The 26,191-nt window shown below is 61.7% G+C and carries 35 protein-coding genes; 24 read left to right on the top strand and 11 right to left on the bottom strand.

What is annotated here, in order from left to right; genetic code table 11:
* Nucleotides 1-149 precede the first annotated feature (149 nt).
* On the bottom strand, nt 150-425 hold the full coding sequence (locus ACOIX3_RS27850) for a hypothetical protein (RefSeq protein ID WP_420965192.1): 276 nt from the start codon (nt 423-425) through the stop codon (nt 150-152).
* Nucleotides 426-586: 161 nt separating this feature from the next.
* Nucleotides 587-1,225: a LexA family transcriptional regulator gene (locus ACOIX3_RS27845; protein WP_092115615.1), complete on the bottom strand. Its 639-nt coding sequence runs from the start codon at nt 1,223-1,225 to the stop codon at nt 587-589.
* Between the two features lie 127 nt (nt 1,226-1,352).
* Between ACOIX3_RS27845 and ACOIX3_RS27840 the strand changes: the two genes are divergently transcribed.
* From ACOIX3_RS27840 to ACOIX3_RS27820, 5 genes are all read left to right on the top strand, one after another.
* On the top strand, nt 1,353-1,913 hold the full coding sequence (locus tag ACOIX3_RS27840) for a GcrA family cell cycle regulator (protein ID WP_420965191.1): 561 nt from the start codon (nt 1,353-1,355) through the stop codon (nt 1,911-1,913).
* Nucleotides 1,914-2,007: 94 nt separating this feature from the next.
* Nucleotides 2,008-2,583 carry a DUF6456 domain-containing protein gene (locus ACOIX3_RS27835; RefSeq protein ID WP_420965190.1) on the top strand — a complete coding sequence of 192 codons (576 nt, stop codon included), beginning with the start codon at nt 2,008-2,010 and terminating at the stop codon, nt 2,581-2,583.
* 363 nt (nt 2,584-2,946) lie between these two features.
* Nucleotides 2,947-3,369 (top strand): GFA family protein, encoded by a 423-nt coding sequence (locus tag ACOIX3_RS27830; RefSeq protein WP_173637763.1) that lies wholly within the window; start codon nt 2,947-2,949, stop codon nt 3,367-3,369.
* A gap of 295 nt (nt 3,370-3,664) precedes the next feature.
* Nucleotides 3,665-4,927, top strand: coding sequence for a CaiB/BaiF CoA transferase family protein (locus tag ACOIX3_RS27825; protein WP_420971807.1), 1,263 nt, complete (start codon nt 3,665-3,667; stop codon nt 4,925-4,927).
* Between the two features lie 361 nt (nt 4,928-5,288).
* The gene (locus ACOIX3_RS27820) at nt 5,289-5,471 is read left to right on the top strand and encodes a hypothetical protein (protein WP_092115610.1); all 183 of its coding nucleotides are present in this window, start codon (nt 5,289-5,291) and stop codon (nt 5,469-5,471) included.
* Between the two features lie 23 nt (nt 5,472-5,494).
* On the opposite strand, the gene ACOIX3_RS27815 is transcribed toward ACOIX3_RS27820, so the two are convergent.
* From ACOIX3_RS27815 to ACOIX3_RS27800, 4 genes are read right to left on the bottom strand one after another with little or no spacing between them, the layout of a single operon-like run.
* Nucleotides 5,495-5,815: a cupin domain-containing protein gene (locus ACOIX3_RS27815; protein WP_420965189.1), complete on the bottom strand. Its 321-nt coding sequence runs from the start codon at nt 5,813-5,815 to the stop codon at nt 5,495-5,497.
* A complete protein-coding gene (locus ACOIX3_RS27810; RefSeq protein WP_420965188.1) occupies nt 5,812-6,567 on the bottom strand; it encodes a YqcI/YcgG family protein in 756 nt (251 codons plus the stop codon). The genes ACOIX3_RS27815 and ACOIX3_RS27810 overlap by 4 nt, the downstream gene beginning before the upstream one ends.
* A gap of 25 nt (nt 6,568-6,592) precedes the next feature.
* Nucleotides 6,593-7,885, bottom strand: coding sequence for an MFS transporter (locus ACOIX3_RS27805; protein WP_420965184.1), 1,293 nt, complete (start codon nt 7,883-7,885; stop codon nt 6,593-6,595).
* Nucleotides 7,885-8,619 (bottom strand): hypothetical protein, encoded by a 735-nt coding sequence (locus tag ACOIX3_RS27800; RefSeq protein WP_420965183.1) that lies wholly within the window; start codon nt 8,617-8,619, stop codon nt 7,885-7,887. The genes ACOIX3_RS27805 and ACOIX3_RS27800 overlap by 1 nt, the downstream gene beginning before the upstream one ends.
* A 42-nt stretch (nt 8,620-8,661) precedes the next feature.
* Between ACOIX3_RS27800 and ACOIX3_RS27795 the strand changes: the two genes are divergently transcribed.
* The 3 genes from ACOIX3_RS27795 (at nt 8,662) to ACOIX3_RS27785 (ending at nt 11,330) form a co-directional block, all read left to right on the top strand.
* A complete protein-coding gene (locus ACOIX3_RS27795) occupies nt 8,662-9,681 on the top strand; it encodes a GlxA family transcriptional regulator (protein ID WP_092115605.1) in 1,020 nt (339 codons plus the stop codon).
* Nucleotides 9,682-9,844: 163 nt separating this feature from the next.
* A complete protein-coding gene (locus ACOIX3_RS27790; RefSeq protein WP_420965182.1) occupies nt 9,845-10,978 on the top strand; it encodes an alpha-hydroxy acid oxidase in 1,134 nt (377 codons plus the stop codon).
* 148 nt (nt 10,979-11,126) lie between these two features.
* Complete coding sequence (locus ACOIX3_RS27785) at nt 11,127-11,330, top strand: hypothetical protein (RefSeq protein WP_298362988.1); 204 nt, start codon at nt 11,127-11,129, stop codon at nt 11,328-11,330.
* 13 nt (nt 11,331-11,343) lie between these two features.
* On the opposite strand, the gene ACOIX3_RS27780 is transcribed toward ACOIX3_RS27785, so the two are convergent.
* Nucleotides 11,344-11,529, bottom strand: a complete 186-nt coding sequence (locus tag ACOIX3_RS27780; RefSeq protein WP_050419149.1) for a hypothetical protein — start codon at nt 11,527-11,529, stop codon at nt 11,344-11,346.
* 229 nt (nt 11,530-11,758) lie between these two features.
* Here ACOIX3_RS27780 and ACOIX3_RS27775 point away from each other — a divergent pair, with 229 nt between their 5' ends.
* On the top strand, nt 11,759-12,112 hold the full coding sequence (locus ACOIX3_RS27775) for a phasin (protein ID WP_021080362.1): 354 nt from the start codon (nt 11,759-11,761) through the stop codon (nt 12,110-12,112).
* Nucleotides 12,113-12,141: 29 nt separating this feature from the next.
* Here the strand turns inward: ACOIX3_RS27775 and ACOIX3_RS27770 are convergent, their stop codons facing one another.
* Nucleotides 12,142-12,402, bottom strand: a complete 261-nt coding sequence (locus ACOIX3_RS27770) for a hypothetical protein (protein WP_420971806.1) — start codon at nt 12,400-12,402, stop codon at nt 12,142-12,144.
* A 265-nt stretch (nt 12,403-12,667) separates the two neighbouring features.
* Between ACOIX3_RS27770 and ACOIX3_RS27765 the strand changes: the two genes are divergently transcribed.
* Nucleotides 12,668-12,901: a hypothetical protein gene (locus ACOIX3_RS27765; RefSeq protein WP_420965181.1), complete on the top strand. Its 234-nt coding sequence runs from the start codon at nt 12,668-12,670 to the stop codon at nt 12,899-12,901.
* 100 nt (nt 12,902-13,001) lie between these two features.
* Here the strand turns inward: ACOIX3_RS27765 and ACOIX3_RS27760 are convergent, their stop codons facing one another.
* Nucleotides 13,002-13,187 carry a hypothetical protein gene (locus ACOIX3_RS27760; RefSeq protein ID WP_173637755.1) on the bottom strand — a complete coding sequence of 62 codons (186 nt, stop codon included), beginning with the start codon at nt 13,185-13,187 and terminating at the stop codon, nt 13,002-13,004.
* 709 nt (nt 13,188-13,896) lie between these two features.
* Here ACOIX3_RS27760 and ACOIX3_RS27755 point away from each other — a divergent pair.
* The 11 genes from ACOIX3_RS27755 to ACOIX3_RS27705 all read left to right on the top strand — a co-directional run bounded on the left by ACOIX3_RS27755 (nt 13,897) and on the right by ACOIX3_RS27705 (nt 20,277).
* A complete protein-coding gene (locus ACOIX3_RS27755; protein ID WP_420965180.1) occupies nt 13,897-14,058 on the top strand; it encodes a hypothetical protein in 162 nt (53 codons plus the stop codon).
* A gap of 1 nt (nt 14,059) precedes the next feature.
* Complete coding sequence (locus ACOIX3_RS27750) at nt 14,060-14,314, top strand: hypothetical protein (protein ID WP_420965179.1); 255 nt, start codon at nt 14,060-14,062, stop codon at nt 14,312-14,314.
* Between the two features lie 338 nt (nt 14,315-14,652).
* A complete protein-coding gene (locus ACOIX3_RS27745) occupies nt 14,653-15,033 on the top strand; it encodes a hypothetical protein (protein ID WP_420965177.1) in 381 nt (126 codons plus the stop codon).
* A 44-nt stretch (nt 15,034-15,077) separates the two neighbouring features.
* Nucleotides 15,078-15,635, top strand: a complete 558-nt coding sequence (locus ACOIX3_RS27740) for a hypothetical protein (RefSeq protein WP_420965176.1) — start codon at nt 15,078-15,080, stop codon at nt 15,633-15,635.
* Nucleotides 15,632-16,312: a hypothetical protein gene (locus ACOIX3_RS27735; RefSeq protein ID WP_420965175.1), complete on the top strand. Its 681-nt coding sequence runs from the start codon at nt 15,632-15,634 to the stop codon at nt 16,310-16,312. Before ACOIX3_RS27740 ends, ACOIX3_RS27735 begins: the two co-directional genes overlap by 4 nt.
* A 6-nt stretch (nt 16,313-16,318) precedes the next feature.
* Complete coding sequence (locus ACOIX3_RS27730) at nt 16,319-16,621, top strand: hypothetical protein (protein ID WP_420965174.1); 303 nt, start codon at nt 16,319-16,321, stop codon at nt 16,619-16,621.
* Between the two features lie 4 nt (nt 16,622-16,625).
* On the top strand, nt 16,626-16,919 hold the full coding sequence (locus ACOIX3_RS27725; RefSeq protein ID WP_420965173.1) for a hypothetical protein: 294 nt from the start codon (nt 16,626-16,628) through the stop codon (nt 16,917-16,919).
* A gap of 87 nt (nt 16,920-17,006) precedes the next feature.
* Nucleotides 17,007-17,435: a GNAT family N-acetyltransferase gene (locus ACOIX3_RS27720; RefSeq protein ID WP_420965172.1), complete on the top strand. Its 429-nt coding sequence runs from the start codon at nt 17,007-17,009 to the stop codon at nt 17,433-17,435.
* A 403-nt stretch (nt 17,436-17,838) separates the two neighbouring features.
* Complete coding sequence (locus ACOIX3_RS27715) at nt 17,839-19,032, top strand: acyl-CoA dehydrogenase family protein (protein WP_420971805.1); 1,194 nt, start codon at nt 17,839-17,841, stop codon at nt 19,030-19,032.
* A 7-nt stretch (nt 19,033-19,039) separates the two neighbouring features.
* A complete protein-coding gene (locus ACOIX3_RS27710; RefSeq protein WP_420965171.1) occupies nt 19,040-19,594 on the top strand; it encodes a flavin reductase family protein in 555 nt (184 codons plus the stop codon).
* On the top strand, nt 19,591-20,277 hold the full coding sequence (locus ACOIX3_RS27705) for a TetR/AcrR family transcriptional regulator (RefSeq protein WP_420965170.1): 687 nt from the start codon (nt 19,591-19,593) through the stop codon (nt 20,275-20,277). The genes ACOIX3_RS27710 and ACOIX3_RS27705 overlap by 4 nt, the downstream gene beginning before the upstream one ends.
* A 6-nt stretch (nt 20,278-20,283) precedes the next feature.
* Here ACOIX3_RS27705 and ACOIX3_RS27700 read toward each other — a convergent pair whose 3' ends face one another.
* Both ACOIX3_RS27700 and ACOIX3_RS27695 read right to left on the bottom strand, forming a co-directional pair.
* On the bottom strand, nt 20,284-21,159 hold the full coding sequence (locus tag ACOIX3_RS27700; RefSeq protein ID WP_420965169.1) for a polysaccharide deacetylase family protein: 876 nt from the start codon (nt 21,157-21,159) through the stop codon (nt 20,284-20,286).
* 16 nt (nt 21,160-21,175) lie between these two features.
* Nucleotides 21,176-22,270, bottom strand: a complete 1,095-nt coding sequence (locus ACOIX3_RS27695) for an LLM class flavin-dependent oxidoreductase (RefSeq protein ID WP_420965168.1) — start codon at nt 22,268-22,270, stop codon at nt 21,176-21,178.
* A gap of 166 nt (nt 22,271-22,436) precedes the next feature.
* Between ACOIX3_RS27695 and ACOIX3_RS27690 the strand changes: the two genes are divergently transcribed.
* Genes ACOIX3_RS27690 through ACOIX3_RS27680 form a run of 3 tightly spaced genes read left to right on the top strand, consistent with a single transcriptional unit; the run spans nt 22,437 to nt 26,187 of the window.
* A complete protein-coding gene (locus ACOIX3_RS27690) occupies nt 22,437-23,318 on the top strand; it encodes an FAD binding domain-containing protein (RefSeq protein WP_420965167.1) in 882 nt (293 codons plus the stop codon).
* A complete protein-coding gene (locus tag ACOIX3_RS27685) occupies nt 23,315-23,800 on the top strand; it encodes a (2Fe-2S)-binding protein (protein WP_420965166.1) in 486 nt (161 codons plus the stop codon). Before ACOIX3_RS27690 ends, ACOIX3_RS27685 begins: the two co-directional genes overlap by 4 nt.
* Complete coding sequence (locus ACOIX3_RS27680; RefSeq protein WP_420965165.1) at nt 23,797-26,187, top strand: xanthine dehydrogenase family protein molybdopterin-binding subunit; 2,391 nt, start codon at nt 23,797-23,799, stop codon at nt 26,185-26,187. Before ACOIX3_RS27685 ends, ACOIX3_RS27680 begins: the two co-directional genes overlap by 4 nt.
* Nucleotides 26,188-26,191 lie beyond the last annotated feature (4 nt).

Raw genomic sequence — 26,191 nt, 5'->3', positions numbered from 1 at the left:
CGGCCCGAGAAAACGATTTCGCGAATCTAGTGGGAACCCACGCCCGGTCCGAATAGACTCTGCGTGAACCCTATCTAGTCCGTTTAGGGTTCCGGCCAAGTGGCCGGTTCAAGAAAGATCACGTTTTCGCAATCACCACGTGAGCGCGGTCAGACCGGCTCGTGTTTGCGCAGGTCGCGGGCGTGATCCAGTGTATTGGCTTGCAGGTTTGCGCCGGTCGGGGCGACCTGCGGCAGGGCGGCCTCCGCGAGGATATCGTCCGTGATATCCTCGACCGAGCACTCGGCAACCTCGTGGATGAAGCTGATGTTGGTGTATTCCCCTGACGCGACCCGCGAGATGACCTCGCGCCGCGTCATTTCGGGATCGACGATCGCCTCGCGGCCACGGCGGCCATAGTCGATCATCACAACAAAATACTGCATTGCCTGGCGGTTCGATGCGTTGACTTTCGTTGTGCATTATTTCCGATAATCGGAATTATGTCAAGGGAAATTGACGATAATCGGAACTCGGGCGCGGCCCCACCGCCCGATTCGGGCCGAAGGCATCCGAATCGGTCAGGCTGGCCTCCCTGAAGCCGCGGCTATTTTTCGGACGACCGTCCGCCCTGCGCCCGGGCGGATTTGCGGCCCTTCGCCGCCGTCTTGCCGCGCAGCCTTTCGATCTGGCCGCGGGGCAGGGTGACGCAGATCTCGCCGATCCATTCGAGCTTGACGCCGTTGATCGGCTTGGCATTGAAGCTCTTGAGGTTGACCGTGCCGGACGAGCTGCCCCGCTCGATCGTCTTCAGATAGCGCTCGCCGCTCTTCAGACGGACCGCAGCTTCCTCTCCGTAGAAGCTCGACAGCGGATAGCGCTGCTCGCGATAGACCACGATGACATCGCCGTTCTCGTATTTCGGCAGCATCGAATCGCCCGAAACCTCGAAAGCGACGGTTTCCTCCGTCATCGGGAACGGGAGTTCGATCTCGCCGAGACCCTCCGGTGGGACCTGCTCAAGCTCCGGCTGGATCGAGGCGCCGGCGCCGACCCGGCCCACGATCGGCACCGCGTTCAGCTCCAGATATTCCATGATCGGGGCGATCTCCGATGCCTTGATCAAACGGATTCCCGACAGGATTTCGGACACCGCCCCGGCCCGTACGCCCATTGCGCGGGCAAGCCCGCCCTTGCTCTTTCCGGTCTTTTCCAGTGCTCGTTCGATAAGTGCCGCGTCCAGCATGTTTGATCCTTTCCAAAGCTGGATACATTACTAGCGTTACGATTATCAGAATTCAAGCTTGACTTTTTCTTCGGAATATCGGAAGGTGTGCGAGGCGCCGGCGGAATGACAAAAATGGGAATTTGGAATGGATATGGTGAATTGGCTGCCGGAGCATTCGGCTGCCTTGCAGGACCTGCGCGCCCGCGGCTTGTCCTATTCGGAAATCGCTGAAACGATCAACGCAACCTTCAGTACGGCCTACACACGCAATGCGGCCCTCAGCCGGGCGCAGCGCATGGGGTTGGCCGGCCTCGATCGGCCCGAGCCGTCCCTGCCGGGGCATCTCGATCCACCCAAGCCGGCGTTGCCGGAGCCACCGAGGATCGGGCGCCTGCGTGAAGCGCAGGCCGAGCTGAAGCTCGATCTGCTTCGCTGGCCGAAAATCTTCACCGAAACGGTGGAGATGCCCCAACTTCGTTGCGTGGCGGTCGCGCCACGCCACCTCTCACTGCTCGACCTCAAGCGCGGAGACTGCCGCTATCCCTATGGCGGGGATGCCGAGGGCGAAACCATGACTTTCTGTGGTCACCCGCGTCGGCCGGGCTCGAGCTATTGCACGCCGCATTTTCACCTGAGCCGCGATCCCGAGGCATCGGCACGGCCGGTCCTGAACAACGCCTGGCTTCACGCTATCGGGGCCATCTGAGGCCGCTGATCTTCCGACCGATGGATGTCGGTCCACAACCGCGATCGCGCGGAGGACGCCGCGCGCATTCATGACACATTTTCGGAGGTCACCAATGCCGCGCGCAAAACGCCGGAATCCGTACGATCCCGCTGGAACACACGATCGGCGCTCCCAGGATCTGCCCTTCAACGCCGAGGTGGCGACCGTCGAGATCGACGATCCCCTCGCGCTCGAGCTGGGCGAGAAGATCGTTGCCTTTCGCTCGATACGCAACGATCCGCTCGGCCGGTTGCATGCACACCGGCAGATCGACGACACACAGTATCGAAGCGGTCGGGCCTTCCAGAACGATTGGGAGAAGGCCGAGCGCGGCCCGCGCGCGGTGGATACGACGCGTGAATACGTTGACGGTGGTCAGCAACGTGAGCCGATCACGGAGGGACAACGGCAGGCGACCTTGCGCCTGAATCGCGCCGAGCATGAGCTCGGTGCCGACGGTTCGGCACTGGTGCACGACGTCCTGATCCTCGGCATGACCATGGAGCAGGTGGGGCAGCGGCGCGGCTTGCGTACGCAGCGCTGGCAGGACTATTTTGCGCGGCGTCTCAAGGAATGCCTCGATCGTCTGGCGCTGATGTACGGGCTTGCCACGCCGAACAAGGTTCCCGTGAAGGACCGTCAATGCTGATCTGAAGTGATATGCTCACGTGCCGGTTGCCGCACAGGCAGCCGGCGCGGCAGCGATTCATCACATTGCGGCACTGTGCCTTGCCTCACATTGAGCTTGTTCTGATCTGCGTCGAAGACGGTCGACAGCAGCGCGGACTCTCATGTAACTTCGCTCGCGTCGACGACCTGCCCGCATTCGAGCGCGGTGTGATTGCTTCTGCTGCGGGGGAATGGTCTGGTACGTCCACAAGGGAGTTCGCAGCGGCCAAGCCCGCCTTGATCTTATCCTGCATCGCGAACATGACGAGTAACGTGGGTCGATGCCGGCGCGGAGTCCGATCAATTCACCCTCCGATCAATTCACCCAAGGGAGAACCGAGCGATGAATCACACTGGAACCTGCTTTTGCGGCGCCGTCGAACTCAAGGTCACTGGGGAGCCTGAGGCGATGGGCTACTGCCACTGCCGTTCATGCCGTTCCTGGTCCGGCGGCCCAGTGAATGCGTTCAGTCTCTGGAAGCCCGAGGCGGTCGAAGTCACCAAGGGCGCCGATCATCTCGGGACGTTCGAGAAGACCGCGATGAGCCAGCGCAAATACTGCACCAAGTGCGGTGGTCACCTGATGACGAACCACCCGACGCTTGGTCTGGTCGACGTGTTCACGGCAACGATCCCAACGCTGAAGTTCAGCCCCGGCGTTCACGTCAACTATTCCGAGGCGGTGCTGCCGATACGCGATGGCTTGCCGAAGCTGAAGGACTTTCCGGCCGAATTCGGCGGCTCCGGCGAAATGATCGCCGAATAGCGCGACGGTTCTCGAGCGGGTGGCGACGGAGCGTCGCTCCCCGCCGATGTCCATTCTTCCGCTCGCCGGACGCGCTGACGGATTCGGTATCCGGCGGATTTCCTTGACATTCGAATCGTTCGACCGTGTCGGCACTGCGGGACCCCGTTGCCGGTGACAGCCATGTCAGGCGAAGGTCCCGCCCTGCAAAATCCGGGTTTGGTTTTGGCGACGGGCTTCCGCTAAATGGCAGGCAGCGCCGGTCCTGGCAAGGGCCGTCGTATTTCGCCTGACAAAATAACAGAGGAAGCGTCAGATCATGACCAAGCCAGAATTGCCAGGGCGCGCGCCGCGCGGGGAGGGAGTTCCGACGGCGCTCGATGGCCTGCTGGTGGTCGACTTCACCCGCGTCGTTGCCGGCCCGGCCTGCACGCAAACGCTCGCCGATTTCGGGGCCGAGGTCATCAAGATCGAGAATCCGGACGGTGGGGACGACACGCGCGCCTACGAGCATGCCGAGATCGGCGGGGAGAGCGCGGCGTATCTGAGCCTCAACCGCAACAAGCGCGGCATTGCGCTCGATTTCAACAATCCTGCGGCGCTCGAAGTCGCGCGCGCGTTGATTGCCAAGGCAGACGTCGTGGTGGAGAATTTCTCCGGCGGCGTGATGAAGAAATTTGGCCTCGACTATGCGTCGGTGGCGCCGACCAATCCGCGGCTGATCTATTGCTCGATCTCCGCCTATGGCCGCAAAGGTGATTTCGCGCTGCGCCCGGGCTTCGACCCGATTACGCAGGCCGAAAGCGGCTTCATGTCGCTCAACGGCTTTCCGGATGGCGAACCGGTGCGCACCGGGCCACCGATCGTGGACATGGCAACCGGCATGTCGGCCTGCAACGCCATCCTGCTCGCCTTGATTGCGCGGGATCGGCTCGGTCGCGGGCAGCAGGTCGAGGTCGCGTTGATCGACACCGCGGTGGCGATGACTGGCTTCTACGGCATGGCCTATCTCATCAACGGCAACAACCCCGGTCGTTTCGGCAACTCACCGAACGGTTCGCCGACTGTCGGCGTCTACCGGGCGTCCGATGGTCCGCTCTATATGGCCTGCGCCAACGACCGGCTCTATCGCCGGCTCGTCACCGACGTACTCGCGCGCCCGGATCTCGTCACCGACCCCGAATTTGCTCACCGCAAGGCGCGGACCGCCAACAAGGAGAAGCTGCGCGCCATCATCGCCAGCGTGTTTGCAAGCGACACGCTCGAGCATTGGATGGCAAAGATGAAGAAGGCCAATATTCCGGTTGGCTATCTGCGTACGGTCGAGGAAGGCTTCAACGCACCCGAGGTGCGCGATCGTCATCGCCTGAGCAAGATCGCGCATCCGACCGCCGGCTCGGTTCCGAACATCGAGTCGCCGGTCAATATGAGCCTGACGCCGACGGTCGATCCCGTTGCGGCTCCGCTGCTCGGTCAGCACACCCGGGATGTGTTGAGCAAGACGCTTGGCTACGACGACCGGCGCATCGCCGCGTTGGCCGAGGCAGGCGCGTTCGGCAAGCCAGGCAACACCGGCTAGCCGCTTGGCCTGAACCAAAGATCAGATACGCGCCAACCACCTGACCTGAGGCGAGAGGGAAGCCTCTCGCCTCGCAAGATGTCGTTCAGACGTCACGGGCCCCCACCGCGTGCCGGCGGCCTTCGACCCGGAACTGGCCCGTTCGGGACCTCAGTTCGGCTTGCTGCGCAAGTTGTTCCTTGGCATACTTTCAACTTCCTCGGGCTCTGCTCGGTCAATTTCGAGACGGGCCATCCGGAGTATGAGGGTTGCCGTGGTTAGGCCGAGGCGTTCGGCCTCTTGCGCTGCGGTGTCGACCTTCTGGGCCAAGCCTTCACGTTTACCTGGGTATGCCATTCGTAATCCTCACTTAAGGTGCGAGATGAAAAATCCCACATACGTTGCAGAGCTGCAGAACAAGCTCGGAGCTCCATCGAGCGAAACACTGGAAAGCCTGCGACTGTTGAAGGCTTTCCTTCGACTTGCGCCCGACCAGCGTTCCGAGGTCATCGAGCTGGTCGAACGTTTGGCGGTTGAACCGCCGCGCGATCCCTCACTGTCCTGAGGTGTTCGCGTTTTTCCTGGACGTCAGTTGTTCATTGGCGTGGCGGGCGGCTGTGTCGCGATCACGTAGATTGCACCACCCTCGAGCGCTTCGGATTGATGCCGGGTGCCGGCAGGCAGCAGGATGGTGTCGCCGGCCCCGACCACCCGCTCACCGCCGTCCCAGATGAAGTTCAGCCGGCCGCTGATGATCATCAGGATTTCATCGACCGGATGAGTATGGAAGTGATGCACCTTGCCGGCTGCATCATGCTGCAGCTCGACGGAACCCTGGGCCGGGAGCAGGTTGAGAATCTCCGGATCGATGGCAAATTCGGTCTTCGTGCCCGCGATGATCTGGGTCATGCTGCCTGTTCCTTGTTCGAGATAGAGGGCGTCTTGTTCTGCGCGAGCTTGGCAAAGGGGCAGCCTCCGCTCGGATTGTTGTCGTCGTGCAGGAAGTACTGCAGATATTCGCGGCCATCGGTCGCGCCGTAGCGGCCAAGAAGCGGAGAGGGGCTCGCGCTGTCGTACGGGATCAGGCGCTTGCGCACCTCGGCGAACGCGGCGGTCGCCGCCTTTTCCGTCCCGAGGATCTTATCGAACACCCAGCGCGGCTGGAACGTGAGCATGAAGGCGCTGGATCGGCGGCTCTGGCGCATCACATGAGCGGGCGTCGTGCACACGACGAAAATGGGCTCACCCGCAAACGAGAACTCCCACATCGGGTGGTCGATCTGTTCCGGAATCTCTGATGGCCACGGGTTCTTGTCCAGGCGTGCGAGCTGGTCGAGCGTGAGCCACATCTTGCGATAATAGGCATCGAGCGTCTGCACAGGGCGGGGACGCGTGAACACGATCAAGGAGGTGTTGGGGCCGAACGAGCGCGCCTCCGAAACATATTGTGCGAGCTGCTCGCCGAGCACTGCGACGTCATACGGATCGAGGAAAAGATAGCGTAGCTGATCCTGGCGATGTCCGGTCACCCCGAACACGCAAGGGAACGGCCTTGCCTCGCTGCTCATCTGCGCTTCAAACTCCGAGAACATCACGCTCTGCCAGCTGCTGACCGGAAAGTTTGACGCGACCTCGCCTTTTCTCAAGAACAAGCGCTCCATAACACCCCCTACACTCATAACGACACTAACGAGCTATCAACTTGCTTCTCATCAATAGCGGCCCGGCAATGCCCGGCAGCGACATGAGAAGCAGAATGACGATCAAGGCGTTGTAGCCGCCGTCACCGATCGCGGCCGTATTGTGCACGGCGTCGGTTCCGGAGGCGTTGCTGGCGGCAAGCATCGCAAAGCCGATGATCGGCTGCGAGACGCCGGCGAAGATCCCGGCAGCGGTGGTGTTCACGGAAGCGCCGACACCGATCAGCTCGGAGGTGTAGAGCTTCTTCACACATTTCAGCACCAGCGGGACGGTGCCGCCGGCGACGAGCCCCAAGGCCGTGAACACAACCGTGACGTAGGCGAGACCAAATGTCCGGGCGACCTGCGGCAGCAGCATCGCGATCAGCAGCATGCGCAATACGCAAATGCCGATCAATGCGCGGTCGAGCGCCGCCGCGGCACGATCGGCGGCGTGACCGAGGCAGATCGAGCCGAGCGCATTGCCAATCATGAAGGCGAGCAGCGGCGTTCCGGCAGCCGTCGGGGAGATATGGAAGAAGTGGGCGACCATCGGAATGCCCCAGACGCCCGACAGCGTCGTCACAACTGCGAAGTGCGACGCAAACGTCATCGCGCAGCCCCAGTTCGCGATATGGGCCAGCGATTGCCGCGCAGCGATCACGACGCCCTTCAGCGTCTTGTTGCTATGCGATGCCGGATCAGGCTTGAGCGCGAGCTTGGCGAAGGCGAGGTTGGCGAGACCAATGCAGGCGATGAACAGGAAGCAGGCCCGCCAGCCGAACCCCGAGACGGCGGCTGCCAGCGGCGTGGTCGCGATCACGCCTCCGACATAGCCCGAGACCTGCGAGATGCCCGACATCATGCCGAACCGCTCGTCAGCGAAGCTTTGTGCCACGAGCTTGAGGAGTGCCGTGAAGACCAACGCATCGCCGCAAGCGACAATCAGGCGCGCAGCAAAAACGTCGAGCAGGTTCGGCGCCAGCGCGAACGCTGCGCTGCCGAGCGACGAGGCGATCATGCTGAGAAGGACGACGCGCTTGACGCCGTAGCGATCGACCAGCAGGCCGGCCGGAATCTGCATCAAGGTGTAGCCCCAGAAATAGCTCGAGGCGAGCATCGCAACACCGGCCGCATCGGTGTTGAAGTCGTGCATGAAACTGAGGCTGACCGATTGCGGTGACACCCGCTGCAGGAAAGCAATGGCGTAGGCGATGGCCACCGCCGTCCAGGCGAGATAGGCGCGGTCGGTGAAGCGCGACGTCGGGGCGTAAACGGCTTGTTGTCCGAGCATCGACATCACACCCTCGCGTAACCCACCGAGAACAGGGCATCTGCTGAATTCGGAATCTTCCGCGACATCGCAGCATCGACCAGCGACGCGGTGCCACGATAGGCCTGCCGATGGTGCTTAATATGGCCGTAAGCGCCCCGCATGATCATGTCGGGCAGTTCGAGCGGCTTGCCTGGATAGAGCGAGGTGCACATCTCGACACAGGCCGCCTGCAACGCCGGGTCCTGCGCATCATCGAGCAATGATGGAGAAACTTTCTCGCAAATTTTAGCGTTCGCTGCCCAGACGATCGGATTGCGGGTCCGCCAGCCGTAGAGCACGTTGCCGTCGGCCCGCTCGGCGGCGCCGGAGCATCTCAGAACCTCCGCTGTAAAGAAGCCGTAGAGGCCGCGGCCCTGATGCGCCGGGAGTACTTCTGTCCCGCTGCGATAGATTCCGAGTCCGGCCGACATCTGCAGGATGCGGTAGACCGAAAAGGCCACGAGGCCGGAGCCGTCATAGACGAGGACCAGGCTGTACTTCTGGTCGAAGGGTGAGGAGGTTGCCGTCCAGTGCGGTTCGGTGGCCTGCCAGTTGACGGCAATGATGCCGTTCATGGCGTCCATCAGCGGCTGGCGGTCGCAGGCTTCGATCCGGGAGGCATCGGGCAGACTGTAGATCGCGTAATCCGCCCAAGGCGATTTGATCGCCTCGTATCCGCTGCCCAGATTTCGCGACATGGCAGAACTCCAGAATTCCATTGCAAGCTATACAGGGCAGCCTCGAATGGCTTAAAGGACAATATGCCCTCGAAAACTGCCAAGCCGCCCCGGCCCGAGCCGCGCGACAAGAAAGCGACGCGGCGGATTGCGATCGTTGCCTTTCCGGGCGTGACCTTGCTTGACATCTCGGGGCCGGCTCAGGTGTTCGCGGAGCTGGAGGCGATCGAACTGCCCGGGCCTGACTATTCGCTATCCTATCTGTCGACTTCAGGCGGCCTGGTACCGACCGATGTCGGAATGATGATCGACACGGCGCCGATCGCCAGTGTTGCGCCCGCCGAGGTCGACACGCTGGTGATCCCCGGCGGACCCGGCATCTGGAAGATCCGCAACGACGCAGAGTTGATGAACTGGATTGCGGAGGCGCTGCCGAAGGCGCGCCGTATCGCATCAGTCTGCCTCGGCGCATTTGCGCTGGCCTGGACCGGGATTCTGGACGGCAAGCGTGCTGCAACGCACTGGCGCTATTGTCCGCGTTTGCAGGACAGCTTTCCCGAGATCCGCGTCGAGCCCAATGCGATTTTCGTCAAGGACGGACATGTCTGGTCGTCGGCGGGGGTCAGCGCCGGCATCGATCTGGCGCTCGCGATGATCGAGGAGGATTTCGGCCACACCATCGCGCTCGATGTCGCGCGCAGACTTGTGGTGTTTCTGAAGCGGCCGGGCGGCCAGAGTCAGTTCTCCACCGTCCTTGCGGCCCAGGCGTCGGACGTCGAGGGACGCTTCAGCGCGCTGCATGCCTGGATCATCGAGAACATCACGAGCGACCTCAAGGTTGAGACCCTCGCGGAAAAGGCCGGGATGACACCGCGCACCTTTGCCCGGACCTATGTCAGCCGCACCGGCATGACACCTGCTAGCGGTGTCGAGGCGCTGCGCGTTGAGACCGCGCGCTTGCTGCTCGAAAGCCGCCAGATCGGCGGCGTGGTCGAGGTCGCCAAGCGCGCGGGATTTGGCGATGACGAACGAATGCGGCGGGCCTTCCTGCGCCACCTCGGCGTGTCGCCGACCGAGTACCGAAACCGGTTCTCGGGCAGCTAGCGTGTCGGACGGCTCAGTTCGGAAGCGGCCACATCGCGTCGAAATCCGATCTATCTCACAAGCGAATAGCTGGCCTTCGCTGGCCGGATTCGTCGGTCAAGGTGGTAGCTTTTCCAGTTTGTCTGCGGCTAATGTGCCGGCCAAATCGGGAGAAGAAACGACCATGAATGACGGGACCCCCATTCAGCAGGCGCGCAACGTCGAACTCGGCGCCAGCGGCGAGGAATTCCAGAACCTGCACGAATTCGCGCAAAAGGCCCGCGCCAGGCTGAACCAGAACGCCTGGGACTATATCGTCGGCGCCTCGGAAACCGAGACCACGATGCGCCGCAACAGAATGGCGCTCGACGAGATCGCGTTCCGGCCGCGCGTGCTGCGCAACGTCATCAATGTCGATCCTTCCACCGAGGTCTTCGGCCGCAAGCTCCGGCTTCCCGTGATGATCGCCCCGGTCGGCGCGCTCGAGATCTTCGATCCGGATGCCGGCGCAGCCGTCGCGCGCGGAGCGGGAACGTTCGGCGCGGCGCATATGCTGAGTTCGGTGTCGGAGCCGGGACTGGAGAACACCGCCAAGGCGGCGCCTGACGCTTTGCGCATCTTCCAGCTCTATGTGCGCGGTGACGATGCGTTCGTCGAGGATGTGGTCAGCCGGTCCATCGACAACGGTTACGCCGCGTTCTGCCTCACCGTGGACACCGCCCACTACAGCCGGCGTGAGCGCGACATCGCCAAGCGCTATGTCCGCGAAAGCCGCATCCGCGCTACCGGCGGCGATTTCCAGAAGGGTCTGGAATGGCGGACGGTGAAGTTGATCAAGGACAAGTTCAAGATCCCGCTCATCCTGAAGGGGATCGCCACCGCGGAAGATGCCAAGATCGCCCTCGATCACGGCGTCGACTGGATCTACGTCTCAAATCACGGCGGACGGCAGCTCGACCACGGCCGCGGGTCCATGCATGTCCTGCCCGAGATCGTTCAAGCCGTCGCAGGCCGTGCCAAGATCATGGTCGACGGCTCGATCTGCCGTGGCACTGACATCGTCAAGGCCATCGTCTCGGGGGCCGACCTTGTCGGGATCGGCCGTCTGCAATGCTGGGCGCTCGCCGCGGCCGGCGAGGCCGGCATCGTCCGGATGCTTGAATTGCTGGAGGACGAGGTGATCCGCTGCCTCGGTCTGCTGGGCGTCACCAGCTTCGCCGAACTGGACAAGTCCTATCTGCATCCGGCGACGCCGACCAATCTGCCGAGCGTGTTCAGCGCATTCCCGCTGCTCGATATAGATCCCTACCGCTACTGAGCCGCGCCGCTCCGAAGACATATGGAGTGATGACGCGATCGGGGCGCCCGGTACCTCGATCGCGCCGGCTCGCCGTCAATCTGTAGTGTCCATGAAGCCGCCGCGGCAAAGACAAAGTCTGATCCAAATGCCGCACTAGTCGAAGCGAATGGCAAACAATCCATTCGCTGAATATTCACTTGAGCGCGCGATCGCCTTGCGCTGGACCCTCCGCGATATCCAGGCCGGCCGGCTCAAACTGTCGCCGGTCAGCGACGAGGATCTGGGCGTCCTCATCGAACTTGGTCTGGTCGAACTGTATGACGACCAGCCCGAGCTGACGGAGGCGGGGGCCGCGGTGCTGAACGACTGAATGGGCCGTTATCCTAGCGCGCGTTCAGGAAGCTTTCGCCGGAATTGCACGGCGCGCACTGATAGGTCAGCACGTCGTAGACTTGGTCGCGCGGCTCGATCAAGGCGAGCCGCATTTGCGTGCCGCACTTCATGCACGGCATCTCTATGCTGGTCTTGAAACGGGTGCAGGTCGGTGTTGGACGAACGGCGCGCAGCATCGGATCCCCTTATTCCCCACAAGAGACGCGAACGCGACCAACGACGAGGCCGAATCACTATGCCACAGTGCTGACATGATTGGAATCGGCCTGCGGTGCAGTCCAGTCGCCGCTAGGTAAATTTTCCTTGGCTGCAACAAGCAGGCCTCTCAAGGGCTTGGCGATACGGCGCTGACGCCGTCACAATCTATGCTAACCTCGGCAGACGCTTTTTTCAGGGGGCGCGATCATGATTGAGCCGAAGCTTGAAGTTCCCGCCGAGTTGCGCGATCTGGCGGAAAAGACCATCGACCAGGCCGAGCAGGCCTTCAGCCTGTTCTTTGATGCCGCGAGCAAGTCGATGACGGCGATGCCGGGCACCGGGACCGAGATTTCGAAACAGGCGCTGTCGTTCACCGAGCAGAACATGAAGGCGGCGTTCGAGCATGCGCGCAAGCTCGTGCACGCGACCGATCTGCAGGAGGCGATGAGGATCCAGTCGGAATTTCTGCGCAGCCAGTTCACCAATGCCGGCGAACATATGCGCCAGATCAGCGGAAGCGTGATGTCCGCCACCAAGGACGCCACCAAGGGCAAGTTCTAGGGCAGGCGGCCTTCGCGGCGGGGCGGCCACTAGCGCCGGCGCGCGACCGCGACGCCGAGCAGAAACGCGACAAACAGGCTTGCGAGCGGCGCTTCGCGCGTGACCGCGCTCACGGTGGCGAGGACGCCGCCCGGCCGGCGTGAGGTCGCGATCGCGTCGCTGAGGCGATCGGCCGCCGCTCGAAGTCCGTCCGACAACTCCGTGATGGTACGCGAAACGTCCGTCGCGGTGTCGATCGCCCGCTCACCGAGTGTGGGCTGAAGCGGAGACTCGGGTGTTTCAGAGCTCATGTGCCGTGCCGCGATTTCACTAAAGGTGGGGTGGCCGTTAACCCGGCTATCCGCGCGTGCGCGTAGCGACGTCCACATATCGGGGAAATTCAGCAGCTGGGGATTGGTTCCAGCAACATGCCTCGCTTTCGCATCGGGGAACAGGAAACTTCCCTGCCGGTTGCGGCTTGTTTCCGGGGAGGAGACGATGATGACAATGCAGGCGTATGGCATATCGGATGGTCGTTCGGTCAAGCATCGAAATCGGCACGGCGGAGCGCCGCTGTTGATAGCGGCCCTGGTTGCGATCCTCGGCGTGCTAGGCATGCTGATGGTCGACCACGGTCCGTGGAGCAAGCCGAAGGTGCAGCTCGCCGCTTCCGCCAACTACTCAACGACGGGCGAGGCGGCACGCGCGGCCGGCGCAAAGGTGATACCGACCGAGCCCAAGACACCGATTGAGCCTGATCCGCCCGGCCCAAAGCCCGCTCAGCCGGCAAACCCGAGCACGCCGCAATAGATGTGGGGTGTTCGTGAGATTGCACCCGACGCAAATTGCAGGAATTGACTCGTCGGGCAAATCAGCGGCACAAAGCTATAGTCGAAATAGCGCGGGACGATCAGCGCACGCTGACGAGCATGCCCCACGCCGCGGCGAACCCGGCACCGACGAGAACCAGCACCGGGCTGTCGCAGAAGATGCCACCATACTGGCACATGGTGGCACCGATCGAGCCGATCTCATGATGGCCCGCTGCATAGAACAGGCCGGACAGGACCGCGAGCACGGCAGCAACGAAATACATCGGCGCGTCCTCCTTGCAATCAAACTGCGGCGCGGGTCGACCGAGCCAAAACTGTCCTGATGTCGATCCAAATGTCGCGAGCCGCTTGTCCGCTTGACGCGTCGGGCAACTCAGCGGCACACTGACATCATCGCAACAAGCATACGGCCGATCGGCGCCGGCTCGTGTTGCGATTCCGGATCATGCGCAGAGTTTCGGTCAAAGCGGTTTCCCGCCGTCGAAGCCGACGCATCACATTTTACCGATCGCATTCAGCTCGCAAAAACGTTTGACACGTCGGGCAACTCAGGGGCATAATCCGAAAATCAGAAATTGTTGAGCCCGCGCGGAGCAATCCGCGGCGGGCTTTTTCTTTGCCGTTTCACCAATCGGACGGCGGCCGCAACGTCACGACGCCACATCCTCCCAGCCCGTCGCCTGAGCGTCGCAAGCGAGCCGCCGTCCGAACCCATTGAAACGAGCACGAAATTGGCCGGTGCGCGCGAACGCGCCGGTCCTGCGGCGCGGCGAAAGCCGGCGCCGCCCGCGGCCCCACGCGTCAGGGATAAGGTTCGCGCCCCAAAGATCGCCGCCCGCTGCGCGATCTGCCGCACATTCATTCCATGGTCGCATCGCGCGGACGGCCGATCAACGAGGTTTGCATGACCGCCTATCTCATATCGCTCGCGCTTGCGGGTTTGTTAGCCCTCGTCCTGTGGGAGACAGTCGAATGAGTGCTGAGATCATTCAGTTCATTCCCCAGCCACGCCGCGATCGCGAGCAAACGGATTTTCCTACGATCGCATTCCGCTTGACGTTGCCCGACTCAGAAGCGGACCGCGCCGACACGGCTCCGTGCGAATATCTCCCGTCCGATTGGCAGGAGAAGTAGGTTGGCAAAGTCGATTACGCAGATCCGCTCACTTGCGCGGAGCCATACAAGAAGCGCACTCAACGCACTGGTCGGCGTGATGCGATCGACCAGCGCAACTCCGGCAGCCCGCGTCTCCGCAGCCAACGCCATCCTCGATCGCGGCTGGGGCAAAGCGCCGCAGGCGATCGAGAACGGCGACGGAGCGCTCGAACTTGTGCACCGCATCGAGCGAGTCATCGTCGGGCCCGAGGAGATTGAAGGCGAGGATACGTAGAGCAGCGGCGTCCAGTTCGGCGGTTTGCCGGCCGGCTGTCGGAGAAACCTCCAACAGGTTAGTCACGTCATCGGGAAGCCAAACGCCTGGAGCCGGATCGCGACATCGTGGGCGTCGCTGAGCGGTAGGCGTCTCTGTTCTGCACAAAAACTCCTGAGCTAATGCGCAACAAATGCTCGGGATTGTGGGCACTGCTGCGCGGCATTTGCTCGTATACTTTAGAGAGCAGATCCGCCTCTGATTGCTGGCGGTGAACCGCGGGTGTTGTAAGTTCGCTTGGTTCAATCATGAGCAGTTGGGTGATGGCTTATCTAAATCGCCTTCCGCGGGGACAATTCATGGACGCCGAGCAGATTATCCGCGCGACACCGATGATCAATCATCTCTCCACGATTGCCGCTATCGGCTGCGTGTTTCCAACGTATTTTCTCCATCTCCGTCCGACGACTTACAGATTGGTCCTGTCTGTGGGGATCATCTTCGGCCTTTCGACGTTGGCGATCTGGATCACGGCGCTGCTCTTTGGCCCGTTGGACGAGTTCGCTCGTGATATTGCAATCGTTACACTTGTGTCGTTCTCACCGCTCGTTGTTGTCCTGACCGCAATTCTTGTGGGGATCAAGTGGATCTCACGCGTCGTCTTGTGGAACACGGTTGTCTTGACTTGCGTCATTTTGGATTGGGCGGGAGTCCGGGCCTACTTCTGGGCGCTTTCGTAAGTACTCGCAAACCGACCTGAAGCAAATACCCAAAGAGATTAATCATGGCCTCCACTCCGTCATACGGCAAGAAAACCCTGGCCTTGGTTCAATCGATGGCACCCCAGATCACCGCTGCGGCAGCGAGGTATGGAGTACCTGCAGAAGCCATTGCCGGAGCTTTGGCTCAAGAGCAGTTCGATCAGACCGCAAGCTACGAAAATGAGATGAAGGCTTACCTCTCGTCTCTCTACGCAGACATGTCTCTTGGCACCGCCTACGCGCGGGGGCTGGCAAGGAACCCATTCAATGCGGAGCGGGGAGCTTCGGACCACATTCTTGGAAGATATCGTGCCAATCCCAACGCGATAACGGTTGGATCGGATGCCTGGACGAAAATCTTCAACCCGCTGCTGGTCGATTACGGTCCTGCCGGCATGAAATTTCACAATGCTATTCAGGCAATTCTGGAAAATCCAAATGATCCCGCCTTCGCGCCCTATACGAAGAATCTATATTCGGCAGGCGTCGCTCTGCAGAATGGCAGCGACAAAGCGCTGACAGCATCAACGATCGCTGCGTATATTTGCAGCATGGTCTTGGCGTTTATCAATCCAACATGAGCGTCAACGGAGATTCGACGACGGGGATCAACGCCTGGCACAGTTTAAGCCCGGAGCTGCAACGCGCACTGCTTGTTCAGTTCTACAAGCAGGGTCCGACTCCGGAGCGGGTGCTGAGAAACAAGTGGAATGCTGTGCAGCGCGGTGTTCCTTACGTTCCGCAGATTGGTGCTGACGGAGCTGGCGCGACATATCTGGCAAACCAAGCCGCGGTGGCGCAGGCGTTAGCTGACGGACCGGCCGACTTTGCGGACCGTTGGCGCGCGGTGCCCGCATCTGCTGCGAGGGGCGACGCGGCTCGATCATTCGCTACGCTACCCGACGATGTTTCGCAGGAGGAAGCCAGTAAGAAGGCGGCTATTCGGCACCTGGTCCGTGTACCGGTCGCGGGCGAGGGGCAAACTGCATTCGACGCTGGAGCACCGGCCGTGCCGTTCGTTCCGTCGGCATCAATCGCGCCTTCCGGCCGGCCCACGACATTCGACGAACGGTTTCCCGCTCCTCCTGCGCCGGTGGGTACGCCTTCGGTCTCGATGAGCCCGTCGGGCCCGGTGAGCGGGCAGCCAATGCGATACCTGCCGCCGTCTGTGTTTGGCTTTCCGGACAATTCCGACGTGCCGGAGACGGATTTCAATGACTGGCTTGCCGACCTGATCCGGCCGCGTGCGCGTCAATGACAGTTCATGGCCGACGATCGCAGCAACGGAGCACCCCGGCGCGCAAGTGGCCTCGCCTTATCGAGAGAAGCCTTGTCGATCCTGAAAATTCCAACCGCAAAAGTGTTCGAGCCACTGCTTCGGCCGGCGCGATACAAAGGAGCGTTCGGCGGCCGCGGATCGGGGAAATGCGTGATCTGGGACAAGGTTCTCGGCCTCGGGACGACGCCGCAACTTGCGGGAGACGTGAGCACCTGGGCTGGCATGATCATGGGCTTCTACTTCGGAAAGCGTACGTTTGAGAATGTCGCCCGCATCATACGAAGGTGATCCGATGCGTGAAGCCGATGTCAAAGCAATCGTGATGGAAACGCTGATCGAACAGGATCGGGTGCGCCGAAGCGACATCGATGCCGTCGTGGTCAAGACCATCGCGACGGTCTTGACATCATTCGGATTCGAGGAGGGGGACCGACGAGAATTGCGCGCGGACTTTCAGCATCTCCGGCGGTGGCGACGGAGCGTGGAGCAGGCGCAAAGCTACACTTTCAAGGCAGTGATCACCGTGATCGCTACCGGCTTTCTCGGCGCCGTCTGGCTGGGTATCAAGGCTACGCTCGGAAAGTAACTGGTGTTGCAGCTGGAGTGGGCGCATCTCGCTCCAGACCGGAGAGCCAAGTACCTTGGCGGACAATAGAATCTCGAGGTGCGAAGAATGTACAGGATACGCGAGGTTGATCCGCAGGACGAAGAGGTCGCGGATGCGCTCACCGAGCTTCATCAGCTGACCTTCTGCGATGGGACGCGTGTGCCCGACTTCGAGCAGGGGTACTGGTGGATTGCCTTCCGCGGGCCGAAGCCGATTGCATTCGCGGGCGTCGTTCCGTCAACCCATGTTGCCAACGCCGGATATCTGTGCCGTGTTGGGGTCGTGACGCCGCACTGCGGCCACGGGCTGCAAGTGCGGCTCACTCGCGCGCTGGAAGTACGCGCGCGGCGGGCCGGCTGGAAAGCGATCGTCTCGGATACGACCGACAATCATTTCTCGGCCAACAACTTCATCCGGCAGGGGTATCGGCTCTTCCAACCTGCTTCGCCCTGGGCATGGCTGCACACGCTGTATTGGCGGAAGGAGCTCGTCTAGTTCCTGTGAGGCGGAATTGACCGTTGCCGACAGTCGACGACGTAGGGCGCCCGGCGGTCGGTTGGCCGCCGGGCCTCTTGGCGTTTCTGGTTCGTAGGCCGCACCCCTCGGTAAGCTGCGGTCGTTAGCCGGAGCTTGGCCGCGCATCGGATTGTGGGCGGGAGAGCGCTAGGGTGCCCTGTCCCGCGCGGACGAAACATGGCCGAGAGCGTTCCCGTCACTGGACGCCGCGGTGGCGGCAGTTGAGAGTTCTGTGCTTTGAATTCGCTGGACGCAGGCTTGCGCGTCTTGATCTCTGGTGATCGCTCGATAAACTGAACCGAACGACCCGCCGCGCGAATGTTTCGGCGATCGAACGAAGGAAGAGACCATGGTTGAGGTTGGCCGCGGGCTCGACACCAAGATGCCGCCAGGGTCAGATCGGGATCATTATTCGCTCATGGTCGCGCGAGCCCGGGCGCTAGCACCGGCTTTGCGTGAACGGGCAGCGCGGACCGAAGAATTGCGCCGTTTGCCGCCCGAGACCGAGCGGGATCTACACGATAGTGGGCTGTTCCGAATCCTGCAGCCCAAGCGCGTCGGGGGCAGCGAGCTCGACTATGTTGCGCTGGTCGACTGTGCGGACGCCCTCGGGCAGGGCGACGCCTCGGTCTCCTGGAATTTTGCCAATCTTGCGAGCCACCACTGGATGCTGGGTATGTTCGCGCCCGAGGCGCAGAACGCCGTGTGGGGCGAGAATCCTGATACGCTGATCGCGTCTTCCTTTGTTTTTCCGGCAGGACGGGCCAGGAAGACAAGTGGCGGTTATTTGCTGAGCGGTCATTGGCCGTTCTCGTCCGGAGTGGAAGCGTGCGGGTGGAACATGCTCGCGAGCGTGGTTGCCTCGGATGATGAGGCCGACGGCGTCGAGTATCGGCTCTTCCTGTTGAACAGACGAGACTACAGCATCGACGACACCTGGAACGCGGCGGGCCTGCGCGGAACAGGATCGAACGATGTGCGAGTAACTGACGCATTCGTTCCCGAGCACATGACGGTTGCCGTCAGCGATCTTGCGGGTGGCGCAACGCCAGGTAGTGTCGTCAATCCGAACGCGCTCTACATGCTTCCGGTTTTCTCGTTGTTCCCCTACGTGCTGTCTGGGGTCGGTCTGGGAAATGCCCAGGCGTGCCTCGATGATTACGTCGAGATCGCGCGACATCGTGCCTCGACATATAATCGGGCCAAGCTCGGCGACCTGCAGAGCACACAGATCAAGATCGCCGAGGCTTCTGCGAAGATAGATGCCGCACGGCTGATCATGCGCACGAACTGCATTGACGTGCTTGCAGAGGTCAGGCGTGGTGATGTCCCCAGCATTGCGGCGAAGACGAAGCTCCGGCGCGATGGCGCGTTCGCGGTCAATATGTGCACCGAAGCGGTTTCTCTTCTGTTCGCAGCGAGCGGGGCGCGCAGCCTGTTCACCTCGGGAGCACTGCAGCGCCAATTTCGCGATGCGCATGCAGTGAACGCGCATCTCGCCTTCAATTTCGACGCGGCGGGCACCAACTATGGGCGGGTAGCTCTTGGACTGCCGTCTGAAAACCTGACGCTTTGAGGCTGGGATGTCTGACTCACCCAAACATCCGCCGGACCCGGCTAATGAACTCGCAAGCGACAGCTCGACGATCGATCCCCGCGACTTCCGCAATGCCCTCGGTATGTTTGCAACCGGTGTGACGATCGTCACCGCGATGTCGACCGAAGGACGTCCGTACGGAATCACTTGCAATTCCTTTGCGTCGGTGTCGCTCAACCCCCCACTCGTGTTGTGGAGCCTGGGGATGTTTTCGCAGGGACTGCCGATCTTCCAGAATGCCAGTCATTTCACGGTCAACGTTCTTGACGCGTCGCAGCAGACGCTGGCGATGAAGTTTGCCAGATCGTCGGGTGACAAATTCGCCGGTGTGAGTTGGTCACCAGGTCTTGGGAACGCTCCCGTGCTTGACGATGTGGTCGCAAATTTCCAATGCCGGGCTGCCAACCGCTACTACGGCGGCGATCATGTCATTTTCCTTGGGGCGGTGGAGGCCTACGCCTATAACCGCAACAATCCGCTGCTGTTCGCGCAGGGAGGTTTTGGCCGGTTTCTGGCCGACGATGACGGCAACGCATCATGAATCGGAAGGCGCCCGTCAAGCGAACTCGTGCCAAGCAGAGGCGACTATCAGCTGATGATCGTCGCAGTGAATTCGTCAGCAAGGCGACAGAGCTTTTTGCGGAGGAGGGGTTTGGCGGCGGCACGCGAGCCCTTGCTCGCAGGCTCGGTGTGACGCAACCGTTGCTCTATCGCTACTTTCCGAGCAAGGACGATCTCATCAAGGAGGTCTACCGCAAGGTCTATCTCGAGCCCCTTGAAATCGGTTGGGAAAAGTTGCTCTCCGACCGGTCGCGTCCGCTCCGCGTGCGGCTTCTGGAATTTTACGAAGTCTACACGGACGCAATCTTCAACCGAAAATGGCTGCGAATCTATCTCTACTCTGGACTGAAGGGCCTCGATATCAATCGTTGGTATGTTGGCATGGTCAAGGACAAGATCCTGACCCGCATTGTCAGGGAATGTCGCCACGACGCCGGCCTCGCCACGCAGAGCAGGCCCAGCGCGGCCGAACTGGAGCTGGCCTGGGTGTTTCACGGCGGCATCTTCTATTATGGTGTACGCAAGTACATCTACGAAGCGCCCGTCTTGGAGGACAAGGCGCAGATGATCAGTGATGCGCTGGATCTCTTTCTGGCGGGATTTGAGAGGATGGCCGAGAGCGCGACCGAGCGTCGGGGAGCACCGATCAAGGTCGTCGGCTGAGCCGAATTACCTTGCCGCCATCTGGTCCCGATACCAATCTCCAATCTCGCTCGCCGTCATGAGCGCGACGCCGTCATGGCCAATCACATAGTCGAGCAGGGCCTCCAGGTATTTGATTCGATGTGGTACCCCCGTGATGTAAGGATGCACCGAAATTGCCATGACCCGCGCGTTCTCTGCGCCTTCGAGATACAGCCGATCGAATTGGTCGGTACAGCGCGTCAGGAACTGGTCCGAGGGCAGGTGCTGTAACGCGTGAATGACAATGTCGTTGGTCTCGACGGAATAGGGAATCGTCGTCACAGTTCCGTGCGGTGTCGCGATGTCCTGAGGAAGATCGTCGATCACCCAATCGGCCACGTATTCGATCCCGTTGAGGCGCAGCAGATCGAGTGTTTCTTCGGTCTCGGTCAGGCCCGGGCTTTCCCATGATCGCGGTGGCTTGCCCGTAAATGCGGCGATCGTGTCGACAGCACGCTTGATCGCATCCGCCTGGTTCTCGACCTTGTGCATTGGGCCCTGGACGAACCCGTGCCCCATGAATTCGAAGCCCGCCTCGCGCGCCGCCGACGCCACGCGCGGATAGCTGTTGCAGACGTTGGCATTCGCGGCCAGCGTCACCGGTATCTTTCGATCGGTGAGGGCCTTGAATTGCCGCCAGAAGCCGGCGCGCATGCCGTATTCATGCCACGACCAGTTCGGCACGTCGGGCAGCAAGGGCTGGCCCATCGGAGGGCTCAGCACGGTGCGCGGCATCGCATTTCCGATCTGCCATTCCTCGACGTTGAGGATGACCCAGACCGCGAGTTTCTTGCCATCAGGCAACGTCAGTTTCGGTCGGTCGATCTGAGCCTGGTACGGAATGCGATCAGTGAAAGCCACGTCGAAACTCCTTAGGTCACGCGGATGATCCGCAGGCGGTGTTGATCCGCGGCAAGACCTTCTCGGCCATCAGTATCATCGATTGACGACCAAGCTCGCGATCCTTCCAGTCCTTGCCAGCATAGAGCAAGGTTCCGAAGGGGCCGATCTCTCCCCGGAATGCCAGCAGCTGATCGGCCACGCTTTCGGGCGTGCCGTAGACGATCAGCTTGTCGCAGATCGATTCGAGGGTGACCTCCGAGTCTGGTTGATCCCGCCTCGTCTTGAACAGTTCGAGCCGGCCGCCGCGCTTCAGCTTCGTGAACAACTGGTGATAATAGTACACGTAGGGGCTATCGGGCGACGTGGCATAGGCCTTCGCCGTTGCTGCGTCCTTCGCCACGAACACGCTCTTGGCAACGCGCCAATTGGCGGGGTCGGCTACCCGATTCACACGCTCGCAACCCTCGACGTATTTGGGCCAGTGGCTCTTCACCCAGGCGGGCATCAGGAAGTTCGCCGAGATCGGATCCCAGCCGCGCGCAGCGGCTTCCGTGACGCCTTTTGAGAACGGCGCTACCGCGGTCACTACAATCGGCGGGTGAGGGGTTTGCAATGGGCGGGCTATGAAGCCCTGGCCAATGTCCTCGATCAGGGTTCGCTGGACCGAGACATTCCAATATCTGCCCTGCAGATCATAGGGCGGCTTGCCTGCCCAGATATCGAGAACCTGATTGATCGCCTCCAGGAACATGGCATTGCGGTCGGCATCGAGATTGCCGAACACCTCCGCGTCAGACAGCAATCCGCCGGGGCTTATGCCAAGTATGAAGCGGCCATCAAGCATGTGATCGAGCATGGCGACGGATGCGGCAACCGCTGCCGGATGAGTGTTCGGCATGTTGATGGTGCCGGTTCCAAGCTTGATCTGCCTGGTTGCGGCTGCGAGCCAGGCAATGAACGCGATGCTGGAGGTGATGTTCTCGGCCTTGTCGGTGACATGCTCGCCGACATACGCCTCCGTGAATCCGAGCTCGTCCGCGAGCAGGAAGGCCTCCCGATCCTCCCGGAGCGATTGCCGCCAATCCTTGTCGAGAGGATGGATCGGCATCGCAAAGAATCCGAGCTTCATCATCCGCCTCCCGCGCGTTGAACTTTAGTTGGTAGGAACCTGCGGCCTTCCCAGGGTGAAGACAAGCCCTGCCGCACAAATAATCATCCGATAAACAAACTTGACCTTTAAAGGGGGCGGCCCTCTAATCGGGCAAACCAAAATTGGGCCGGGAGGCCACGTCCACATGAAAGCTGCGGCTTTCGCCTACGCCCGCGCGACCAGCGTCGTGAATGCGCTGGAGTTGCTTGCCGCGCATGGCGACAAGGCGAAGGTTCTGTCGGGCGGTCAGAGCCTGATGCCGGCCATGAACCTGCGGCTCTTATCCCCGGACATCCTGGTCGATATCGGTGGCCTCGCCGAGTTGCGTGGCATCGCCGTGATGGCAGGCGTGCTGGTCGTTGGCGCGCTGACGCGGCATGTCGAGCTGCTCAGATCGACAGACGTCGCACTGCATGCGCCGCTGCTACGGGACGCCGTTGCCCACGTTGCTCATCCTGCAATTCGCAATCGCGGAACGATTGGCGGTAGCCTTGCGCATGCCGATCCGGCATCGGAGCTGCCGGCTTGTGTCATCGCGCTTGACGCCATGATCGTTGTTCGCGGCCCGACGGGCGAGCGCCGGATTGCTGCGACCGAATTTTTCAAGGGCATCTACGAAACGGCGCTGTCGCCGGACGAGTTGCTTATCGCGATCGAGGTGCCAGTCGCGGGCCAGGGCTCGACATTCTTCTTTCAGGAGTATGCCCGGCGGCATGGTGACTACGCCGTCGTTGGTCTCGCCGCGCGCGCTATTGTTGCCGGTGGCAGGTTCTCGGATCTTCGGCTCGGCTTCTTTGCGGTTGGCGATCGACCGCTGCTCGCAGCGGCCGCCGGCAAGCTGATCAATGCATCTGTGACGCCCGCCTTGCTCGCGGAGGCGGCGACTGCGCTGGCCGCTGAACTCGATCCGCAGGAAGATCAGCAGGCGAGCCCGGCGATGCGACGACACCTCGCCACAGTATTGCTCCGGCGCTGCGTGGCCGCATTGCTCGCGCGACCCGATCTGGCAGCGGGAATGACCGGATGAGCACTCCGGTGTCGGTTTCGCTTCTGGTCAACGGCGAGCCCATTGATGCATTTGTATTGCCACGTCTCAATCTCGCTGATTTCCTCAGGGAAAATCTGAAGCTGACCGGAACCCATGTCGGTTGCGAGCACGGCGTTTGCGGTGCCTGTACGGTCCGGCTCGATGGTGAGATCGTCCGCTCTTGTCTGATGCTGGCGGTCCAGGCGCAGGGGGCGTCAGTCGAGACCATCGAGGGGCTGTCCGACAGCGGCGAAATCGCCGACCTTCAGGCGGCCTTTCGCGAACGCAATGCATTGCAGTGCGGCTATTGCACGCCCGGCATGCTGATGACGGCGCAGGACTTGCTGAAGCATCTGCCCGTGCCGGATCGTCAAGCGATCCGCGAGCATCTCTCCGGCAATTATTGCCGCTGCACCGGCTATCAAGCCATCGTGGACGCCGTCGAGGCGACCGCCAAGATGCGCGCGGAGCGGCCGGCATGACGGTGACCCGTGCTCCAGCAGAGACACTTTCGGTGCTCGATCGCCCGAATTCCTATATCGGCAAGACGGTGCCACGGCCCAACCTCGACCGGTTGCTGCAAGGCCGCGGACAATACGTCAGTGACCTGGAATTGCCGCGGATGGCGCATGTGGTCTTCCTGCGATCGCCCTATGCCCACGCCAGGATCGTGGCGATCGATGCCGATGCGGCACGGCGTATGTCAGGCGTTATTGCCATTGTTACAGGTCGCGAGCTTGAGGCTGTCATCACGCCATGGGTCGGCGTGCTCTCGCATTTGAAGGGATTGAAGTCGGCGCCGCAGCACGCGATCGCGGTCGATCGGGCCTGCTGGCAGGGTGAGGCGGTCGCGGCGATTGTGGCGACCAGCCGTGCGGCAGCCGAAGACGCCATGGAGCATGTTGTCGTCGACTATGAAGAGCTCGAGGCGGTCACGGACATGCGCACCGCGCTCGATCCGGCAACGCCGGTCATTCACGCCTCGCTCGGTGACAATCTCGCCTTCGAACGGACCCTCGATGCCGGCGATGTCGACCAAGCATTGTCGGATTCTGAGGTGATCGAGGCCGACTTCGTATTCGGGCGCCACACTGGCGTGACGCTTGAACCGCGGGCTGTGGTTGCCGACTGGAATGCCGCCGAGGCGCGGCTCACGATCTATCAGGGCACGCAGGCGCCGCACATGGTGCAGAACATCGCAGCCCTGCATCTCGGACTAAGGGAAGCGCAGGTCCGGGTGGTCTGCAAGGATGTCGGCGGCTCGTTCGGCATCAAGGTCCACATCTACGCCGACGAAATGGCCACCTATGCGCTGTCCAAGCTGCTACGGCGGCCGATCAAATTCGTGGCCGACCGTGTCGAGAGCTTCAACACGGACATTCATGCCCGCGATCATCGATGCAGGGGCCGGATCGGCGTCAGGCCGGACGGCACCATCACGGCCTTCGAGATCGACGACCTGACGGGGATCGGGCCCTATTCGATGTATCCGCGCACCAGCGCCATCGAGGCCAACCAGGTGGTCAATCTGGTCGGCGGGCCGTATGTCACGGCGAATTATCGGGCGCGAGCGCGGGTCGTCTTCCAGAACAAGAACGTGATGTGTCAATACCGGGCGGTCGGACACCCGATTGCCTGTTCGGTCACCGAAGGCCTGGTCGACCTTGCCGCAGCGAGGATCGGCATGGACCCCGTCGAGATCCGCCGGCGCAACTTGATCGCCGACGATGCCTATCCCTGTGCATCTCCCTCCGGCATGAAATTCGAGCAGCTTTCGCATCACGCCTCGCTGGCCAAGCTGCTGCAGATGATGGATTACGACGCCTTGCGTGCCGAGCAAGCGGCATTGCGCGCCAGAAACATTCACCGGGGTATCGGAATCGCCAGCTTCATCGAGGTGACCAATCCTAGCGCCGCGTTCTATGGCGTCGGCGGCGCGAAAATCTCGTCGCAGGATGGTGTTGCGGTTCGGCTCGACGCGCAAGGCTCGGTGATCTGCCAGACCAGTATCACGGAGCAGGGGCAGGGCTCGGAATCGCTAACTGCCCAGATCGTGGGCAGTGTATTGGGCGTTTCGATGGAGCGGGTCCGGGTGATCCTGGGCGACACCGACAACACGCCCTATGGCGGCGGCACTTGGGCCTCGCGCGGTGCCGGCATCGGCGGCGAAGCCGCGCTACAAGCCGCCAAGGCCCTGCGCCAGAATATCCTTGATATCGCCGCGGCCATCCTGCAATCGACGCCGGCCGGGCTCGATATCGTTAATAACAGCATCGTCAGTGCCGACGACGGCGCGTCGCGGATCGAGCTGAGCGAATTGGCACGGATCGTCTATTTTCGGCCGGATACCCTCCCGCCGGGCATCCAGCCTGAGTTGATGGCGACCCGACATTTCGTGCCGCGCCAGTATCCCTTCGCATTCACCAACGGGGTTCAGGCCTCTTGGCTCGAGGTCGATACCGAGACCGGGTTCGTGACGCTGCTGAAGCATTGGGTTGTCGAAGACTGCGGCACCATCATCAACCCGCAACTGGTCGACGAGCAGATCCGGGGCGGGGTCGTGCAGGGGCTCGGCGCGGCGCTGTTCGAGAAATGCATCTATGACGAGCGCGGTCAGCTGACCAACGCCAACATGGCGGACTACCTGGTCCCGATGTCCGGCGAGATGCCCGATATCGAGATCGGCCACGTGGTGTCTCCGACACAGGAATCGGAGCTGGGGGCCAAAGGGGCAGGCGAGGCAGGGACAGCCGGCGCGGCGGCTGCAGTTGCCAACGCGGTCAATGACGCACTGCGGCCGTTCGGCGCAACAATTACCGAGATTCCGCTCGCGCCTCAGGTTATCCTGGCGGCCTTGGGACGAATCTGAGTGG

The organism is Bradyrhizobium sp. B120 (assembly GCF_049075665.1).
Lineage (GTDB): Bacteria > Pseudomonadota > Alphaproteobacteria > Rhizobiales > Xanthobacteraceae > Bradyrhizobium.
The sequence above is the reverse complement of the archived record's forward strand: the minus strand, read 5'-3'. Positions and strand labels throughout refer to the sequence as shown.